Consider the following 17,035-nt stretch of genomic DNA (forward strand, 5'->3'; position numbering starts at 1 on the left):
TCACGTCGTCTCCAGCGCGCCCGGATCGGGGGTGAAGGGAAAGCCGCGGAAATTGACCGCGTTGTTGAAGCGTGCGGCACAGGTGGTGATCCGCTTGTCACAGCCGACCCGAAGCCGGTAGCCGCAACCGGCAAGGGGGGCCGTGGGCAGCGGCCGGGCAAGGACGATGCCACCGGGGGTACTGGTCGCGACATCGACCACCAGCCCGTCCAGCGCACCGTCCAGGATCGTCAGACGGCCGCCATCGAACCAGCCGGCCGGCTCGGTCCGGGCCGGATCGGCGATCGCAGTGGCGGTTGCCGCGGCAATCACCCCCTCGACCTCGAACCCTGTCCCCGCCAGCGCCACGCCACAGCGGAGGTCGGCGAAATCGGCTGCGCAATCGGGGCCGTAGGCGATGCCGATGCCCTGCTGCAGGCGCTGTGACACGCCGCGCAGTTCCGCCCGCCAGCGGCTGGCCGTCATGGAAATCTCGCCGATGCGGCCCGCCGCCAGCAGCAGCCGTCCGGCTTCGGGCTCCGTCCAGTCGGCAATGGCGAAGTCCACCCGCGCATCATCGAACCGCCCGCAGGCGATATCGGTGGCCGAGACCGCGCCGTCATCCAGCGGTCCGCCGACATCCAGCCCGTCGACGCCCAGCCCGATACGGGCGTCCACCGCCCCCGGCACCATGCCGGCACGGGCGCGATAGAGCGTGCCTTCCACCTGAAGGTCGTGATCGTGATCGGTCAGGCCGATCACCACACCGTCACGACGCTCCACCCGCCAGAGCCTGGCCAGGCTGCCCAGCGGCCGGGCCAGTGCAGCTGCAAGCGCCGCCGAAGTCGTGCGCATGGCTCAAGCCCTCCTCAAAGCCGGATCTCGACCAGCGGCACGGCGCGCAGGGCCCCGATGCCATAGTCTTCAAGCGTCGCCGGCAGATGGTCGGTATCGAAGCGGACCGGCACGTCGAAGGCGAAGCCGGCGGTGAGCACCGCTCCCGCCGCCGGCGCCACCGCGAAGGTGACAAGGCCGGTGGTCGCATCGACGGAAAAAGCCGCCTCGGGCAGCTCCCCGCCGTCAGCCGCCACCCGCACGCTGCCCGCGACCGGCTTGACGATCCGCCGGTCCACATGCCAGGGCGGCGCCTCATAGCGCTTGATCAGGGCGAAGCTGGTGGTGCTGCCGTCCCCCTGGCCCAGCGGCTGATCCAGCGGCCCCGGCGGACCGTTGCCGGCATGGCTGCTGCAATCGGTCCAGTCCTTGAAGCGGAAGCCGCAGGCCCGGCCGCGGCGGGCGCGGAAGAAGGCGATCAACCGGGCCAGCTGCTCAAGTCCGCGCACGCCCATGGCGATGTCATACCGGGCGCGCGCCTCGGCCCAGTCGGCATTGCGCCGTTCATGGCCCGAGGCCAGCACCACCACATCGGTGGAAAACACCGGCCCGCCGGCAGATCCCCAGGCGATGTCCTCGGGGAAGCGGGTGTCGTGAAAATCCTCGATCATCGCATCCGACCATCAACCATCGCGGCGGCGCGCCCGTTCGGCCGCCTCTGCCGCGGCACGGGCCGCCCAGGCGCGACCCGGCTCCAGCCGGTCGCGCCGGCCGGCCCGGCCGGCAAGTTCATCTGCCGCGGCGGGTCGCGGCGCGGTATCGACCGTCTCGGTCATGTCTCTTCTCTCCTCAAAATTCCGTACAGGTCGGGGGTGCGGCCGCCATGGCCTCAAGGGCGAGCGACGCGCCATCGAAACCGCCGGCGCCGATCAGGCCGGGCGGCAGCGCCAGCCGGCGCCCGGATCCGGCCCGGCCCAGTTCCAGGGTCGCGGCCACCGGCCCGGCCTGGGCCAGCCGGCTGGCGAGCGTTCCAGACGTCACCCCCGGTACCAGCCGGAGCGTCAGCTCCACGCGCCCGCCAAGCCAGGCAACCGGCGCCGGCTGATCCGGCGCGGTCATGGCATGAAGCCGGGCCTCCATGGTGAGCCGGCAGCGCCGGAGCGGCATCACCGCCGCCCCGTCGAGCGACAGCCGGAGATCGCCTCCCGTCAGGCGCGGCGACCCGTCCGCCGGCCCGAAATCCGCCGCCGTCTCCGGCACCGCCACGAGGCCGCGGAACAGCGCCACGAACCGCGGCGGGCCGGTCTCATCGAAGTCGAGCACCAGCCGCGCCAGACGGGCACCGGTGATCCGGCTCGCGAGCCCGCCCGCCGACGGGCCGAGCCGCACGGTCAGGGCCGGCTCCGCGCCCATCGACGGCAGAAGCAGGTCGACCAGGGCCAGGCTTGCGGGCATTTCCAGCGCCAGCGTCGGCGCGGCCGACCCGGCCGGCAGGACCTTCTGGCCCCGCCGGGCCGGATCGGCGCCGGTGCGGATCGGATGCCTGATCTGAATGTCCAGCGCCGTCACCACCGGCACCAGGCGGGTGCCGCTCATCGTCTCCAGCTGTACCGCCAGGGGCGCCGGGCTTCGGATCTGCATGCGATGCTCTCCTCCTCACGCGCCGTCGATCCGCCAGAGCACCGCCAGGGCCAGCCTTGCGCCCTCGGGATCCAGCATCAGAGCGGCGCGGCTGACCGCGGTGAGTTCAGCCATCACCCCGCCGCCCGCCTCCAGCGCCGTGCCGGGCGGGAAGGCCGCGAGCACGACATCCGCGGCGGCATCGAGCGCCGCCATGCCGCTGCCGGGTGGTGCCACCACCTCGACGGCCTGGCGGCCGGTCAGCATGGCATGGCCGCCGGTGCCGGCGGTCACCGCCTCCATCGGACCGGGGGACGGCACCAGCCAGGCACCCGCGGCAGGCGGGGGGCCGCCGCGGGTGTTGGGCCAGCGCACCGGCAGGCCGGCCGTCGCCGCCGCCGCCCCCAGCCGGGCATCGAAAGCGGCGCGCAGCCGCGCCTGCACGTCCTGAGCGAGCGAGGTCATGACCCGCCCTCCCCGGCGGCGGGCGCCCTGAGCTGCAGCCGCCAGAGATCGAGCACCGCCACCGGGCGGATCGCCTCTTCGATCCGCCACTCGGCCGTGCCGACCACGATCAGGTCGCCGGGGACGGGGGCGATGCCCAGCCCTTCGACCAGGGCCGGCCGTCGGGCCGTGGAAGCGGCCGAGAGGTCGGGCATCTGGCCGGCGGCGACGGGATCGCGCCCCCAGATCAGCCGCCCCGACGCCATCCGGCTCCGGGTCTCGGTGGCAAGCCCGTTCGCCGGATCGAAGGCAGCGGTCACCCGGTCCAGCGCACAGCCGAGCGCAAGCCCGCCCGCCCCTGCCAGCAGATCGCCCAGCATCCGGCCGAGCACGGCATCGATCCGGGTCATGTCCGCACGAGCCGGCGACGATGACGCACCGGTGCCAGCGGTGCCAGCAGACGGGCGGCAAGGGCCAGCGCACCGCCGGCCCCCGCCGCCGCGCCCGGGGTCTCGCCGTAATCGATGGCGACATCACCCAGCGTCAGCCGCCGGGCGGCACTGCCCGCCGCCTGTTCGGCAAGCGGCCGGTCCAGCGCCGCCAGCGCCAGTTCGATACAGGCCTGCACGACCGGGGCCGGCGCGGCGGCGCCGTCCAGCCCGATGCCGGTCGCGACCCGCGGCCAGGCCAGAGGCTGGGCGGGATCGGCCGGCCGGCCGACGAAATCGTGGAAGGCATCGATATGGGCCGTGGCCTCGACCAGCGCCGCCTGGCGCCGGTCGGCCGGGGCTTCGGCCCAAAGGGTCCGGCCGCGGGCGGCGTGATGGGCATCGGCCCGGGCGAGATCGGCATAGGTGGCGGCGGTCATCGGACGGTCCCCCCTCTCGCCTCAGGCCACGGTCAGCCGCACGCCGGCCAGGCTCTTCGGATCGGTGGCCACGGCCTGCCAGTTGGTCCCGATCTCAAGGCCCGCATCGGTGGGATTGATGCCGCCGCCCACCACATCCCAGGCAAAGCCGCGCAGCCGGACGTTGAAGGCATATTCGCCCTGGATGCGCATCACCAGGTTCTCAAGCCCGGTGATCACATCCGAGACGATCGAGCGCTCCTCGCTCTCCGCCACCTCGATCGCATCCTCGACCAGCCCGAGCACCCGATAGCGGTCGGGGGTTCCCGGCGCCACCAGCGCCGGGCTGTCGATCACCAGGGTCGGCCGGCCGAAACTCGCCACCGTGCCCTGATAGATCGTGACCCCGGCCACCTCGAACACCTTGTCGGCGATGCTCTGCGCCATCAGGTCGTAATAGGGCTTGGAATGCATCACGAAGCACGAGATGCGGCCGCCGGCATCGCCCAGCCGGGCCATGGCCCGGACCAGCGCACCATGGGCGAGGCCCGGCTCGGCCTCGCCCGAGATGTCGAGATTGAGCGCAGTCACCCTCGACAGCGCCGCCGAGGCGGCCCTCAGGGCGGTATCGACATAGTCGACCGCCACCGCCTTGCCGATCTGCCGGCCGAGCAGGAACGACATCTCGCCCGGATCGCGGCCCAGCTTGCGCAGACTGTCGAGGGTATTGGCCACCGGGCCGATCCGGCGGTTGATCTTGATGCCCACCGTCTCGGCCTGGGCAAGCGGCGTGTCGGCCACGCCCGTCACCGCATCGATGTCGCGGCGGGTGACGAGCGAGGCGACGCGCGAGATGAAGCTCTCGGCCGCATAATGGCCGCGGCGGCGCTCCGGCACCAGCCGGATGGCCCCGCCAGAGGCGGCGTTGAAGGCATCGGCGTTCTGTTCAACGACTTCCACCATGCCGCCGAAGAACTCTTCGGGTGCAATGCGGAAGTCCTGCTGGGTTCCAATGGTCATGGCAGTTTGTGTTTCCTCTGAAGGATCTGAAGATCAGGGATCGAGGTCGAGATAGGCGGCGCGGCCATGCTCGCGGATGAAGCGCGCGCGTTCGGCCGGCCCGCCCAGATCGGCGCGGCGGCGATGACGGCCGGCACCGGGCTCGGCCCGGGCGCCGCCGCCATGGCTGTCGGGGGCGGCGAGATAGGCGGCCCCCTCTCCCGCCGCCCAGTCGGCGACGAAATCGGGCAAGGGCCGCGTGCTGCCATCGGCAAGCCGGGCGGTCAGTGCGCGCGCCCCCTCATCGCCCGCCACCTCGATCAACGGGCGGAGCAGGGCCGCCGCCCCCGCCACCAGTGCCGGCGCCACGCCGGCCCGGGTGAGCGCGGTTTGCAGCCCCTGATCGACGAGCAGGCGGTGCAGTTCGCTGCGTTCGCGCTCCATGCCCGCCGCAAGGCTGGCAAGCTCCGCGCGATGCCGACGGTCGAGCCGGGCGCGCAGCGCGGCCAGGGCCGCGGCCTCGTCGGATGCGGGTGCGGCATCGCCGCCATCAGGCAATAAGGGATCCTCGGGCAGTGCCGGCGGTGCTGCCGGATCCCGGGTCTGGTCGGTCATGATCGGATGTCCTCAGGGCTCTGCGGCTGCGCCGGAAGCGGCGCCGGCCGGCAGGATTTCACCGCGGGTGAGTGCCCGACGCAGTTCGCCGCGGGCGATCGCCCCGCTTTGCCAGGCCTCGACCAGCGCGGTCAGTTCGTCGGCCGCCATCGGCCGGGGCCAGTAATCGGTGTTCAGCGCCACCCGCGCCGGCGCCGCCGGTTCGATGCCAAGCCAGGGGGCCGCAAGATCCAGCGCCCGGCCAAGCCCGTCTCCCGCCGCCTGGGCAAGCGCCGCGAGGGCGGAATTCTCTCCCTGGCGATGGATCTCGGCGGTCAGCGCCGCTTCGGCGGCCTTCTTCTCGGGCGCCAGCATGCGGGCGCCGAGCGCCGCCATCTGCGCTTCCTTGCGATCGAGCAGGCGTTCGAGCACGCCCAGGCCCTCGCCGCGGAACTCCAGAAAGAAGGCTTTGGCCTCGGGCGCCTCCAGCACCCAGGCCTCGCCGGCGCCGATCGCCAGAGGTTCCATGCCGTCGAAACGCTGGCCGGTCACCACAGCGGTCGGCAGGCCGGTGTAATGGGCGCCATGCTCCAGATCGGCGCTGGTGCGGTAATGCGAGAGGTTGACCTCCACCAGGTCGAGCAGCGGCGGCCGCGCCACCTCCAGCCCCGGGCCGCGCGGGCCGATGCACAGAAAGGGGATGCGGCCGAGCGGGCGGCCGGCGGCGCGCGGCTCGATCTCGGCCACCAGGGTCGGCCGGTCGCCACCGCCACCGGCCCAGAGCCGCTGGCGATAGACGCCGTCGGGGTCGAGATCCAGGCTCCGGCGGCGCCGGATGCCCGCCTCATCCTCGCCCTCGTCCAGAAGGACATAAACCAGGCGCGGCACGGCGCGGCCATGGCCGCGGGCCAGCCGCCAGTCCAGAACCGCCTCGGCCGGATAGGTCGCCAGATAGGGCAGCCGGCCGGCTTCGGCCGCGGCTGCCCGGGTGGGTGGCGGTGCCTCGTCGCCGGGCGGATGGTCGACCAGCAGGCCGATACGGCCGGTGGTGAGCAGTTCCGCCACGACATGTTCGGCCAGGCGCCGGAAGCCGTCGCCGGTGCCGGTCGGATCGGCGATCACCGGGGCAAGGCCGGGTGCCGCGTCGATCTCGGGCGGTTTGCGAAAGACCAGCCCGCTCAGGCCATCGATGGTGCGGGCGGTGGCGTTGTAGAACAGGGCCCGGTCGCGATAGGCGCGATATGCCGCTTCGCTCTGGCCATCCAGCCGTGGCAGATAGCGTTCGCCGGCGGCATGCACTGCCTCCTGTCCCGCCGCGACGTCGCGGCAGCGGGTCCAGGCGGCCCGGCGGGCGGCGTGGGCAGGATGGACGCGGTCGGCCGCGCCCGGCGCACCGGGCGGGCCCGGTCCGAATGTCGTCATCGGATCTTTCCTCGATATGTTTGAACAACGCGGACCTAAAGACCGCCCAGCTTCAGGCGGACCACACGCCCGCGTTCGGCATCCAGCCAGGACAGCAGCTGGCTCAGCGCGTCGACCTGGTCGTCATGGGCGGCATTGGGGAAGATCGTCGCCTCGCGAACGAAATCCCCGGCCCAGTCTGCCCCCGCCTCGATCGTGAAGCCGCCCGCCTCCAGCCGCGGCGTGGTAACCGCCAGCCGGGTAAGTTTGTCGGTCACCGGCCGCACCGCCTGGACCGGCAGGCGGCCGGGCATGGCCTTCAGATCCTGGATCAGCGACTGGCCCGAGGCCTTGTCCTCGACCAGGATCACCGAGGGTCGCCAGCGCGCGGCCAGGCGGGCCGCCTCGCGGCGCAGGGCCGGATATTCCAGCCGCTCGCGGAACACCTCCGCCAGATGCAGCCCGTCTTCATGTTCGATGACCGTCAGGCAGACGCTCGGATCGTTGAGCGCATCCGCCTTGTAGGCGGTGTCCCAGCTCTGCAGCACCCGCCGGATGCGTGCCGGATCCGGCATGGCCGCCGGCCGCAGCCAGGCAGCCTTGATCAGCCCGCCGGCGGCCGGGGCCGGTCGCTGCAGATACTGCGCAGCATAGCCCGCCTCGCCCAGCATGCGCCGGGCCTCGGCCAGTTCCTCTTTGCCTTCGCGTTCGGGATGCAGCGGCGTGCCCGGTTGACGCACCATCCGCAGCCGGCCGAAATGGATGCGCTGAACGCTGTCCACCTCGGCCGGCAGCGACAGATGGGTCCAGCCGCCACGGGCCAGCAGATGGCCCGAAAGGTCGGCCTCGTGCAGGCGCTGCATCACCACGATCATCGCGCCCCGGCGCTTGTCGTTCAGCCGGGTGGAAAAGGTCTGATCGAACCAGGTCAGTGCTGCCTCACGCAGTGCCGTCGATCGGGCACGGCGCGGATCATGCGGATCGTCGACGATCAGCAGATCGCCGCCGTCGCCGGTCAGCGTGCCGCCGATCGAGGTCGCAAAACGAAAGCCGTTGGCGGTGGTGGTGAAGCGCTGGGCGCGGTCACGTCCGCGGCGGATCCGGGTCTCGGGAAAAAGATACCGGTACCAGCCGCTCTTCATCACCTCGCGGGTGTCGAGCGAATGGCGCAGGGCCAGTTCATGGGCATAAGAGGCGACGATGATCCTGAGCGTCGGATCATGCCCCAGCCGCCAGGCCGGATAGGCCACGGAAACGGTCAGGGATTTGAGCGACCGCGGCGGTACATTGATGATCAGCCGCCGGATCTCGCCCCGGCGCACCGCCTCCAGATACTCGGCCATCAGATCGATATGCCAGTTGCCCAGAAACAGGCTGCCGGGGTCGACGGTGCCGAAGCAGCGGGCAATAAAGCTGGGGAAATGGTCCGCAGCAAGCAGGTCCAGCGCAGTCCCCGGTGTCGTCACCTGGGGAAACGGCCGCTGCGCTGCCGCAGAAAACCCGTCATGTTCGTCTCCGGCTATGTTGAAAGAACAGGGTAAAGATGGCGGAAAACCGCCGGCATCGCCGGGGGTAACTCGCCATCATGGTGAAATAGTTACATCAAAATCGGCCAATGGTTGCATGGGAAGTTGCTGCAACACCGCCCTGGCCATCGTGTCAGCCGGCCGCGGCCTCGGACAACCCATGGATGCGCTGGAAGATCAGGAAATCAAGCGGTGGGGGTGCGACCTCGGTCTGGGTCAGCATGTCGTGGGCCTGACCGCGATGATGGGTCTGATGGTTGAACCAGTGGCCCAGGAACAGGGCCAGCTGGTCCGAGAACCGGTCGCCGCGGGTGGTGGTGTAGGTGAAGGGTTCGGCGAAGCGCGACAGCGGCAGGGCGGTGATGGTGCCCAGAATGCGCTGATCCAGCCCGGCACGTGCACTGCGCAGGTCGTTGAAATGGGTCCAGGGCTGGGCATTCAGGGGCCGGTCCGGCGGAGTGGTGCCGTTCAGCCGGGCAAGAAACAGTTCGTCGACCACCATCATGTGGTTGAGCACACCACGGATGCTGCCGAAGAACGCCGCCCGCGGTCGCTCGAACTCCACCGCCGGCAGGCGCGCCACCGCGTCATAGAGTCTGAGATTCGCCCAGGCATTGTAGCGGGCGAGGATGCCGAAATAGCTTGGCATGTCCATAAGGGTACAACTCCGACTGGCAGTTGGCGGCGGAACGTCGTGCCATCATGACCCGCCGCCACGCGCAGGGATATGGCGGGGTCGAAGAAAATCGCGAAAGGAAAACATCCCTAACGAGATATTAAACCACAATTTGTCACTTTTGCGCGCATATCATCGAATGATCTTGCCTTATTGCGCGAATGTCCTCTAGTCTCGCCTCACACGGTAATCCGGGGGCGTGTCATGTATCGACGGACGGGACGGGCACTGCTGGTGATGCTGATGCTGATCCTTGCCGGCTGTGCCCGCGATGCTGCACCGGAGCTGCCCGCCGCACCGAGCCCGGTGGTTGAGCGCGCGGCACAGTGGCGTGGCATCGCCGAGGACGCGGCACTGCAGATCGGGGCGGGCCTTCCGCCCGGGGCACGGCTGGTGGTCGCCTCATCCGACCGCCGAAGTGCCTTCGCGGATCGCCTGCCCGACCTGCTCGCCGCGGCGCTCATCCGCCAGGGTTTCGCGGTCTGGTCGGTACCGCCCGGCGATGCCGCCCCCCTTGTCCAGGCGGCCGCCCCGGGCTTCGATCTTCAGCCGGCCGGGGCACCGATGGGTCTGCTTCGGGTCGAGACCCGCATCTCCGCAGTCGGCCATGATGCCGAGGACACCCGCAGCCTGCTTGAGGCCGGCCACTACACACTGCTCGCCACCGGCCTCTATCTGCTGGAGAAGGCCGGCCGCGAGGGGGTTGATCTGGTCGCCAATCCGGGCTGGCTGATCGGCGCGGGCATCGCCGCCGACCTCGCGACCTGGGCGGAGCGGCCGACGCCGTCCACCGAACTGGTGCTGGGAGTGCGGGTGCTGGACGGTACCCGCTATGTCACCGCCACCGACCGGGTCTATCTGATCCGCGACGGCGATCGCGGCCTTTACACCGGCCGGCCGCGGGCCTCGCCCGACGCGATCACCGTGCTCTACGATCCGCGCGGCGACAGCCTCTCCGATGCCCGGCAGGCCGCGGCCCGCCACTGCGCACAGACGGCGCGACAGCCGATGCTCGCCACCCGCTGGGCGCCGGCTCCCGATCTGCCCGAAAACCCGGTCGATCTGGCCGTGGTGACCCTCATCGACGATGGCGGTCGGCAGCCACGCCATGGCGCCCGTTTCGATTGCGTCGACGGCGATGCGCGGTTCTGAACCGCATGCGACCCGGCGCCGATCGGCGCGCAACCGGGTCGCCCGCCGTCAGATCGGATGGCCGCGATCGGCCTGCGCATCGGTCAGCGCTTTCGCGAAGGTGTCCGGATCGACATTGCCGCCGGTCAGCACCACCATCACCGTCCGCCCGGCAACCGGTACCCGCCCGGCCAGAACCGCCGCCAGCGCCGCAGCACCGCCCGGTTCCACCACCAGCTTGAAGCGGGCGAAGGCATACAGCATGGCACGCGCCACATCGGCATCGGTCACCGCCACCGCGGCATCGACCACCTGAGCGTTGATCGCGAAGGTCAGCGCGCCGGGGATGGGTGTCGCCAGCGCATCGCAGATGGTGCGCACGCCCGGCGCATTGCCGATCCGCCGCCCTTCGGCGATCGACCGGGCGGTATCGTCATGCCCGGCCGGCTCGGCGATCACCAGGGCCGGCCGGTCGGGCAGCGCCTGCAGGCAAAGACCCGTCCCCGCCGCCAACCCGCCGCCGCCGCAGGGTATCACCACCACATCGGGCCGCTGCCCCAGGCTTTCTGCCTGATCCAGCATCTCCACCGCGATCGAGCCCTGTCCGGCGATGACGTCGCGATCGTCATAAGCCGAGACCACGGTCATGCCGCGCTCCGCGCCGATCCGGCGGGTGATTCCGACCCGGTCGTCCGACAGGCGGTCGTAGAACACGATCTCGGCGCCATAGGCGAGCACCCCCTCGATCTTGGTGCGCGGCGCATCGGCCGGCATCACGATGACCGCAGGTGCCCCGAATTCCCGCGCGGCCGCCGCCAGCCCCTGGGCATGATTGCCCGAGGAATAGCCGACCACGCCGCGCGCCCGCATCTCGGGCGACATCAGCTCCAGCCGGTTATAGGCACCGCGATACTTGAAAGAGCCGGTATGTTGCAGCACCTCGGCCTTGACCAGCAGCCGCCCGCCCAGTTCGGCATCCACCCGGGCCGACCGCAGCAGCGGGGTCTCGATCATCGACGATCGCATGCGGATCCAGGTTCGCCGCAGCACCGACAGGGTCGGCCAGTTCGAGGCCTGGATCTGCTGCAGGCTCGGCCGGGCCCGCTCGGGCAGGATCACGGTACCGGCGCGGTCGGCATCGATCACCGGCAGGTCCGTTGCGTCTTCCGGACGGCGGAGCCCGCCCCAGAGGTTCAGCGCCGGCTCCAGCGGCACGCCGGCACGCGCCCGCGCCGCCGCACTCAGCGGCCGGGCGGCAGGCTTGGGACCGGGGGCATAGGCCGACGAAGCGGCGGTGGTCGAGGTCGGACGGTCCGGGTCGAAGGGCATGGCATCGCCGTCTGAATCGGGACAGGAAGCCTCAGCATATATCACGCCCGGCCCGGCGCCGACCATCGGCCCGGTCCGCAATGCTCCGGCGAAAAAAGCTCACACCTTCGATGATCCGCCGTGATTATAAGCGGACCGGAGACGGCGCCGCGGCAGCGCTGCCCCCCTGTTCGACGCGTGGAGGACCGCCGATGGAACTTGCCAACCAGCTGATCTTCGTAGGCGCCGCCCTCGTCCTGATCAGCATCGGGGCCAGCCTGGTCTCCTCCCGTTTCGGCATGCCGCTGCTGCTGGTTTTCCTTCTGCTCGGCCTTGCCGCCGGGCCGGAAGGTCTGGGCGGCATCGTCTTCGCCGATATAGATTCCGCCGCCCTGATCGGCTCGCTCGCCCTGGCGGTGATCCTGTTCGACGGCGGCCTCAAGACCAAGGGGGAGAATTTCCGCGTCGCCCTCTGGCCGGCAACGTCGCTTGCCACCATCGGCGTGCTGATCACGGCCGGCCTGACCGGGTTGATCGGCTGGGCGCTGTTCGACCAGCTGGGCCTGATGGCCGGCCTGCTGCTCGGCGCCATCCTCAGCCCCACCGACGCCGCCGCCGTGTTCTTCCTGCTCGGCAATCGGGGGCTGGTGCTGAAGGAACGGGTCGGCGCCACGCTGGAGATCGAAAGCGGCAGCAACGATCCGATGGCCGTGTTCCTCACCATCGGCCTGGTCGAACTGCTGCTTGCCGGGGCCTCGGGTGGCGACGGGCTGGGCGTCGTCGAACTCGCCGGCATCTTCGCCCTGCAGATGGGGCTCGGCACCGCCTTCGGCGTCGGTGCCGGCCATGTCCTGGCGCTGGCCATCAACCGGCTGCGCCTCGCCTCGGGCCTCTACCCGCTGCTTGCCCTGGCGGGCGCCCTCTTCACCTTCGGCCTCACCGCCGTGCTCGGCGGCAGCGGCTTCCTGGCCGTCTATCTGATGGGTCTGATGCTCGGCAACCGGAAGCTTCAGGGCTTCCACAACATCATGCGCTTCCATGACGGCCTCACCTGGCTCGCCCAGATCGTGATGTTCCTGATGCTTGGGCTGATGGTGCTGCCGTCGGGGCTGATCGCCATCGCACCGCTGGCCCTGCCGCTCGCCTTCGTGCTGATGCTGGTGGTCCGGCCGATTGCGGTCTGGGTCTCGCTGCTGCCGTTCAACTTTTCGAAGGCGGAACAGGCCTTCATCTCGTGGGTGGGCCTGCGCGGCGCAGTGCCGATGGTTCTCGCCCTCTTCCCGACGGCGGCGGGGCTTGACGTCGGCCCGCTCTATTTCGGCATCGCCTTCTGGGTCGTGGTCGTCTCACTGACCGTCCAGGGCTGGACGATCACCCCGCTCGCCCGCTGGCTGAAGCTTGAAATCCCGTCGAAATCGGGGCCGATCGACCGCATCGAAATCTCGTTGCCCGAACTTCCCGACCACGAGATCGTGGGCTATGCGATCGAAGAGGACAGCCCGCTGGTGGATCGCCATCCGCGCCTGCCGCCCTGGGCGCAGCCGCTGCTTCTGGTGCGGGAAAAAACCCTGAGCAGCCCGGTGCCCGGCTTCCGGCTGGCGGCAGGTGACACGCTCTACCTGCTGGCCCCGCCCTGGAAGCTGATCGACCTGGACGCGGTCTTCGGCGGCCGGGCTGAAGAGGATGCGGCTTTCTTCGGCGCCTTCACCCTGAACGGCGAGGCCCGGCTCTCGGCACTGGGCGATGCCTATGGCGTGCCGGTGCCGGCCGAGGCGCTGCGCGAGACGCTGGCCGATTTCATCGATCGCCAGTTCAACCGCGCGCCGGTCGTCGGCGACGTGGTCTTCCTGGGCAATGTCGCCCTGATCGTGCGCGAGCGCGACGAGACGGGCCGGGTCACCAAGGTGGGTCTCGACCTCGACGGGCTGAAGCGCCGCGCGCCGCGGGTGCCGTTCCTGCCCGACTGGCAGACCCTGGTCCGCGCCGCCCGCCATCTGGGCCCGGGCCCCGCCCGCGCGGTGCGCCGGCTGCGCGACCGCAGCCGCGGCACCACCGCCACCCCCGTCGCAGCCCGGCCCGCCGACAGCACCCGCCGCGGCCTGGCGGAGCGCCTGCGGCGGATGCTGAGGCGTAGCGAAAGGTAAGGTCACACCACGTCGAAGGTCAGCTCACCCACATGTTCGATGCCGCAGCGGACCTTCTGGCCGCGGGCGATCGGGCCGACACCGGCAGGCGTGCCGGTGAAGACGATGTCGCCGGGCTTGAGCGCGATATAGCGCGACAGTTCGGCGATCACTTCGGCGGTGGTGCGGATCATCTGGTTGAGATCGGCCTGCTGGCGCATCTGGCCATCGACCTCCAGCCAGATCCGGCCGCGCTGCGGATGTCCGAAGCTCTCGACGCGGGCAAGCGCACCCACCGGTGCCGCCTGATCGAAGCTCTTCGCCATGTCCCAGGGCCCGCCACGATCACGGGCGGCATTCTGCAGATCACGCCGGGTCAGATCCACGCCCACGGCATAGCCATAGACCAGCGACAGCGCCTGATCAGCCGGCACATTGGCGCCATCGCGGCCGATCGCTGCAACCAGCTCCACCTCGTGATGCAGGTTGGCGGTCATCGGCGGATAGGCGACCCGGGTGCCGTCGGCAACCACACAATCGGCCGGTTTGATGAAGAACACCGCAGCTTCGGCACTCACATCCGTGCCGCCCATCTCGCGGATGTGGTCGGCGTAGTTCTTGCCGATACAGAACACGCGGCGCACCGGAAACCGGATCGCCGAACCGCGAACCGGCAGCGTCGGTGCCTCCCAGGACGCCACCGCCAGACCGTAGGTCATGCTCCCTCCCCCTTGGGTCGATCTCGTCCCGGGGCGCAGGGTCATGGATGCGGGTGCAGGCCGCCCTCGCCACCGGGGCGAGAAAGATACGTCTACACCCGGCCCATGTTAAGCCTTTGTGATATATCCGGCTGAGTTTGCGTCCGAAAGTTACGCCAGCCGGTCGCGCGGCGTCCCGCCGGCAAAAAAGGCATCCAGATTGTCCAGTGCCCGGAAGCCCATCGCGGCGCGGGTCTCGACGGTGGACGTGCCCATATGCGGCAGCAGATAGGCGTTGTCGAGGTCGGCCCAGCGCGGATCGAATTTGGGCTCACCCGTGAAGACATCGAGCCCGGCGGCGCGCAGCCGGCCCGATCGCAGGGCCGCGATCGCCGCCTCGTCATCCACCAGCGGGCCCCGCGCGGTGTTGACCAGAATGGCCCCCGCGGGCAGACGGGCGATCCGTCCGGCATCGATCATGCCGATGGTCTCGGGCGTCGCCGGGCAGTGCAGCGACAGAACATCGGCCACCGCCACCAGGTCGTCCAGCGTCTCGTGATAGACCGCATCGGCGAGATCCTGTCCCAGAGCCTCCGCATCCAGCCGGCGGCGCTGATGATAATGGATGGTCATGCCGAAGGCCTTCGCCCGACGTGCCGTTGCCTGGCCGATGCGCCCGAAGCCCACCAGCCCCAGCCGCTTGCCGCGAAGATCGGTGCCCAGCATGAAGGTCGGCGACCAGCCGGACCAGCCGCCGGTCCGCAGCATGCGCTGGCCTTCATAGGCGCGGCGTGCGGCCCCCAGCATGACCAGCATGGCGATATCCGCCGTTGCCTCCGCCACGACGTCCGGCGTGTTGAACACCTGAAGCCCGCGCGCCTTCGCCGCCGCAAGATCGATATGGTCATAGCCGACCGAGAAGGTCGCGATCGCCTCGACGCAGGCGGGCAGCCCGTCGATCGCCGCCCGGTCCATGCCCTCGGTCGGTGTGAGCAGGATGCCGCGGGCCGCGTTGTCGGCCGCCAGTGCCGCCAGCTCCGCCGCCGGAACCGGCCGGTCTTCCGTCAGGCGGATCACGTGATAGTCGCGGGCCGCCCGTTCCTCGACGGCATCGGGCAGGTGGCGGGTAACGACCAGGACCGGACGATCGGCAGCGGCGGACATGGGGGCATTTCTCCCGGATCTGATGATTGGGTGGCAGCATATCCCGAGCCTGCCGGGCTCCGCCACCCCACATTCGACATTAAAATTCTGTGATTTCCAGAAACTACTCGATAAATATGTGTTGTTTATAGGATCCACCGGACCTACATTGCATTCCAACATGCTGATCCGTATTCAACAGACCGGATCCGTTTTTCCGCATCCCGCACGCCTTCGCCGGCGTGGGAGGAGACCGATGACCGCGCTGCTGCCCGTTTCGCTCGATCTGCGCCGCCTGCCCGTCGCCGTGGCCGGACATGGAGAGAAGGCGCTCACCCGTCTCGCCATGATCGTCGAGGCGGGGGCGATCCAGCCTCGTGTCTACGCGCCGGATGCCACGGCGGATTTCATCGCCCGGGCAGAGGCGCTGGGTGGGGTGGTGGTCGACCGGCTGCCGACCGATGCCGAACTCGATGACCTTCGGGTGCTGTTCGTCGCCGATCTCGATGTCGAGACGGCCCGTCCGCTTCATGATCGGGCCGAGGCGTACAAGGTGCTGGTGAATGTCGAGGATGTGGTGCCGCTCTGCGCCCTGCAGGTGCCGTCGGTCCTGCGTCGCGGCGATCTGGCGATCGCCATCTCGACCGCCGGCGCCAGCCCGAGCCTTGCCATCGCCATGAAGCGCGAGCTTGCCCGCCTGATCGGCCCGGAATGGGCGGAGAGGACGGCCGCCATCCGCCGTCTGCGCATGGCCCTGCGCGGCGCGGGCACACCGCCCGCGGCCGTGAAAGCTGCAACCGACGACATGATCCGGCGTGAAGGCTGGCTGCCGCTCGGCAGCACCGCCCCGGGGGCTGCCGGCGCCGCTGCCGACACCACCACACCGACCGACCATCCCCGCCGTGTGAAGGCCTGATCCTTCCCCTCCCCGGAAGGTCAGTGCCGGAGGAACGACAAAAGACCGCGAAAGGTCCGGATCACCATGGCCGTGATCGAGAATGCGCTCTACGACGAGTTGAACTTCCGCCTGGGTCGCCTTGACGGGATCGAACTGATCGCCGCCGCTGCCTATGGCCCGCTCGGCGGCCGCCTCGCGCTGGTGTCGTCCTTCGGCACCGAAGCGGCGGTCCTGCTGCACATGATCTCGCGGGTCGACCGCGACCTGCCGGTCATTTTCCTTGAAACCGGCATGCTCTTCCCCGAGACGCTGGCCTATCGCGATCAGCTGATCGACCGGCTGGGCCTGCGCAACGTCCAGTCCGAAACCCCTGATCCGGTCGACCACGCCCGCGAGGACCCGGAAGACGAACTCTGGATCACCAACCCCGATGCCTGCTGCGCTTTCCGCAAGGTCCGGCCGCTGGCCAGGGCGCTCTCGCGCGTCGACGGCTGGATCTCGGGCCTGAAGCGCCATCACGGCGGCGGGCGGGCCGAGGTGATGCCGGTGGAACGCGACGGCCGGCGGGTGAAGCTCAACCCGCTCGCCTTCTGGGACCGCGAGCAGATCCTCGGATATTTCGAGACCCACGATCTGCCCCGCCATCCGCTGGAGGCGCAGGGCTATGCCTCGATCGGCTGCATCCCCTGCACCAGCCGCACCCGGCCGGGCGACGACATCCGCAGCGGCCGCTGGTCGGGGCGTGCCAAGACGGAATGCGGCATCCACACCATGTCCGATGGCGCCGGCATCTGACCGTCTGCGGCTGGCCGCC

19 protein-coding genes are annotated in these 17,035 nt (G+C 70.0%); 4 read left to right on the plus strand and 15 right to left on the minus strand.

From position 1 onward, the window contains the following. The 12 genes from P7L68_RS19020 to P7L68_RS19075 form a co-directional block, all read right to left on the minus strand. The gene (locus tag P7L68_RS19020; RefSeq protein ID WP_372000730.1) at positions 1-834 is read right to left on the minus strand and encodes a DUF2163 domain-containing protein; all 834 of its coding nucleotides are present in this window, start codon (positions 832-834) and stop codon (positions 1-3) included. Between the two features lie 14 nt (positions 835-848). Beyond that, complete coding sequence (locus P7L68_RS19025) at positions 849-1,484, minus strand: TIGR02217 family protein (RefSeq protein WP_372000732.1); 636 nt, start codon at positions 1,482-1,484, stop codon at positions 849-851. A gap of 12 nt (positions 1,485-1,496) precedes the next feature. Continuing rightward, positions 1,497-1,649, minus strand: a complete 153-nt coding sequence (locus tag P7L68_RS19030) for a hypothetical protein (protein WP_372000733.1) — start codon at positions 1,647-1,649, stop codon at positions 1,497-1,499. A gap of 13 nt (positions 1,650-1,662) precedes the next feature. Continuing rightward, on the minus strand, positions 1,663-2,454 hold the full coding sequence (locus P7L68_RS19035) for a hypothetical protein (RefSeq protein WP_372000735.1): 792 nt from the start codon (positions 2,452-2,454) through the stop codon (positions 1,663-1,665). A 15-nt stretch (positions 2,455-2,469) separates the two neighbouring features. Then, complete coding sequence (locus tag P7L68_RS19040) at positions 2,470-2,898, minus strand: phage tail terminator-like protein (protein WP_372000736.1); 429 nt, start codon at positions 2,896-2,898, stop codon at positions 2,470-2,472. Next, the gene (locus P7L68_RS19045; protein WP_372000738.1) at positions 2,895-3,287 is read right to left on the minus strand and encodes a hypothetical protein; all 393 of its coding nucleotides are present in this window, start codon (positions 3,285-3,287) and stop codon (positions 2,895-2,897) included. The genes P7L68_RS19040 and P7L68_RS19045 overlap by 4 nt, the downstream gene beginning before the upstream one ends. Further along, positions 3,284-3,745 carry a DnaT-like ssDNA-binding protein gene (locus P7L68_RS19050; RefSeq protein WP_372000740.1) on the minus strand — a complete coding sequence of 154 codons (462 nt, stop codon included), beginning with the start codon at positions 3,743-3,745 and terminating at the stop codon, positions 3,284-3,286. Before P7L68_RS19050 ends, P7L68_RS19045 begins: the two co-directional genes overlap by 4 nt. Positions 3,746-3,766: 21 nt before the next feature. Next, the gene (locus P7L68_RS19055) at positions 3,767-4,744 is read right to left on the minus strand and encodes a major capsid protein (RefSeq protein ID WP_372000742.1); all 978 of its coding nucleotides are present in this window, start codon (positions 4,742-4,744) and stop codon (positions 3,767-3,769) included. A gap of 33 nt (positions 4,745-4,777) precedes the next feature. Further along, a complete protein-coding gene (locus P7L68_RS19060) occupies positions 4,778-5,338 on the minus strand; it encodes a hypothetical protein (protein WP_372000743.1) in 561 nt (186 codons plus the stop codon). A 12-nt stretch (positions 5,339-5,350) separates the two neighbouring features. Beyond that, positions 5,351-6,739, minus strand: coding sequence for a DUF4055 domain-containing protein (locus P7L68_RS19065; protein WP_372000745.1), 1,389 nt, complete (start codon positions 6,737-6,739; stop codon positions 5,351-5,353). A 35-nt stretch (positions 6,740-6,774) separates the two neighbouring features. Then, positions 6,775-8,184, minus strand: a complete 1,410-nt coding sequence (terL, locus tag P7L68_RS19070) for a phage terminase large subunit (RefSeq protein ID WP_372000747.1) — start codon at positions 8,182-8,184, stop codon at positions 6,775-6,777. A 193-nt stretch (positions 8,185-8,377) separates the two neighbouring features. Then, positions 8,378-8,899 (minus strand): DinB family protein, encoded by a 522-nt coding sequence (locus P7L68_RS19075; protein ID WP_372000749.1) that lies wholly within the window; start codon positions 8,897-8,899, stop codon positions 8,378-8,380. A 225-nt stretch (positions 8,900-9,124) separates the two neighbouring features. Here P7L68_RS19075 and P7L68_RS19080 point away from each other — a divergent pair, with 225 nt between their 5' ends. Then, entirely contained in the window at positions 9,125-10,072 is a 948-nt protein-coding gene (locus P7L68_RS19080) for a hypothetical protein (RefSeq protein WP_372000750.1), read from the plus strand. 48 nt (positions 10,073-10,120) lie between these two features. Here P7L68_RS19080 and P7L68_RS19085 read toward each other — a convergent pair whose 3' ends face one another. Next, positions 10,121-11,380, minus strand: coding sequence for a threonine/serine dehydratase (locus P7L68_RS19085; RefSeq protein WP_372000752.1), 1,260 nt, complete (start codon positions 11,378-11,380; stop codon positions 10,121-10,123). A gap of 191 nt (positions 11,381-11,571) precedes the next feature. Between P7L68_RS19085 and P7L68_RS19090 the strand changes: the two genes are divergently transcribed. Next, positions 11,572-13,503, plus strand: a complete 1,932-nt coding sequence (locus P7L68_RS19090) for a potassium/proton antiporter (RefSeq protein ID WP_372000754.1) — start codon at positions 11,572-11,574, stop codon at positions 13,501-13,503. Positions 13,504-13,505: 2 nt separating this feature from the next. Here P7L68_RS19090 and P7L68_RS19095 read toward each other — a convergent pair whose 3' ends face one another. Together P7L68_RS19095 and P7L68_RS19100 are read right to left on the minus strand one after the other, a co-directional pair. Beyond that, entirely contained in the window at positions 13,506-14,201 is a 696-nt protein-coding gene (locus P7L68_RS19095) for a fumarylacetoacetate hydrolase family protein (RefSeq protein ID WP_372000755.1), read from the minus strand. A gap of 150 nt (positions 14,202-14,351) precedes the next feature. Beyond that, positions 14,352-15,344, minus strand: a complete 993-nt coding sequence (locus P7L68_RS19100; RefSeq protein WP_372000757.1) for a 2-hydroxyacid dehydrogenase — start codon at positions 15,342-15,344, stop codon at positions 14,352-14,354. Positions 15,345-15,579: 235 nt separating this feature from the next. Between P7L68_RS19100 and P7L68_RS19105 the strand changes: the two genes are divergently transcribed. Then, the gene (locus tag P7L68_RS19105) at positions 15,580-16,239 is read left to right on the plus strand and encodes a bifunctional precorrin-2 dehydrogenase/sirohydrochlorin ferrochelatase (RefSeq protein WP_372000758.1); all 660 of its coding nucleotides are present in this window, start codon (positions 15,580-15,582) and stop codon (positions 16,237-16,239) included. A gap of 66 nt (positions 16,240-16,305) precedes the next feature. After that, on the plus strand, positions 16,306-17,016 hold the full coding sequence (locus P7L68_RS19110) for a phosphoadenylyl-sulfate reductase (RefSeq protein ID WP_372000760.1): 711 nt from the start codon (positions 16,306-16,308) through the stop codon (positions 17,014-17,016). Positions 17,017-17,035 lie beyond the last annotated feature (19 nt).

The organism is Tistrella mobilis (assembly GCF_041468085.1).
In the GTDB taxonomy this organism is placed as follows: Bacteria; Pseudomonadota; Alphaproteobacteria; order Tistrellales; family Tistrellaceae; genus Tistrella; species Tistrella mobilis_A.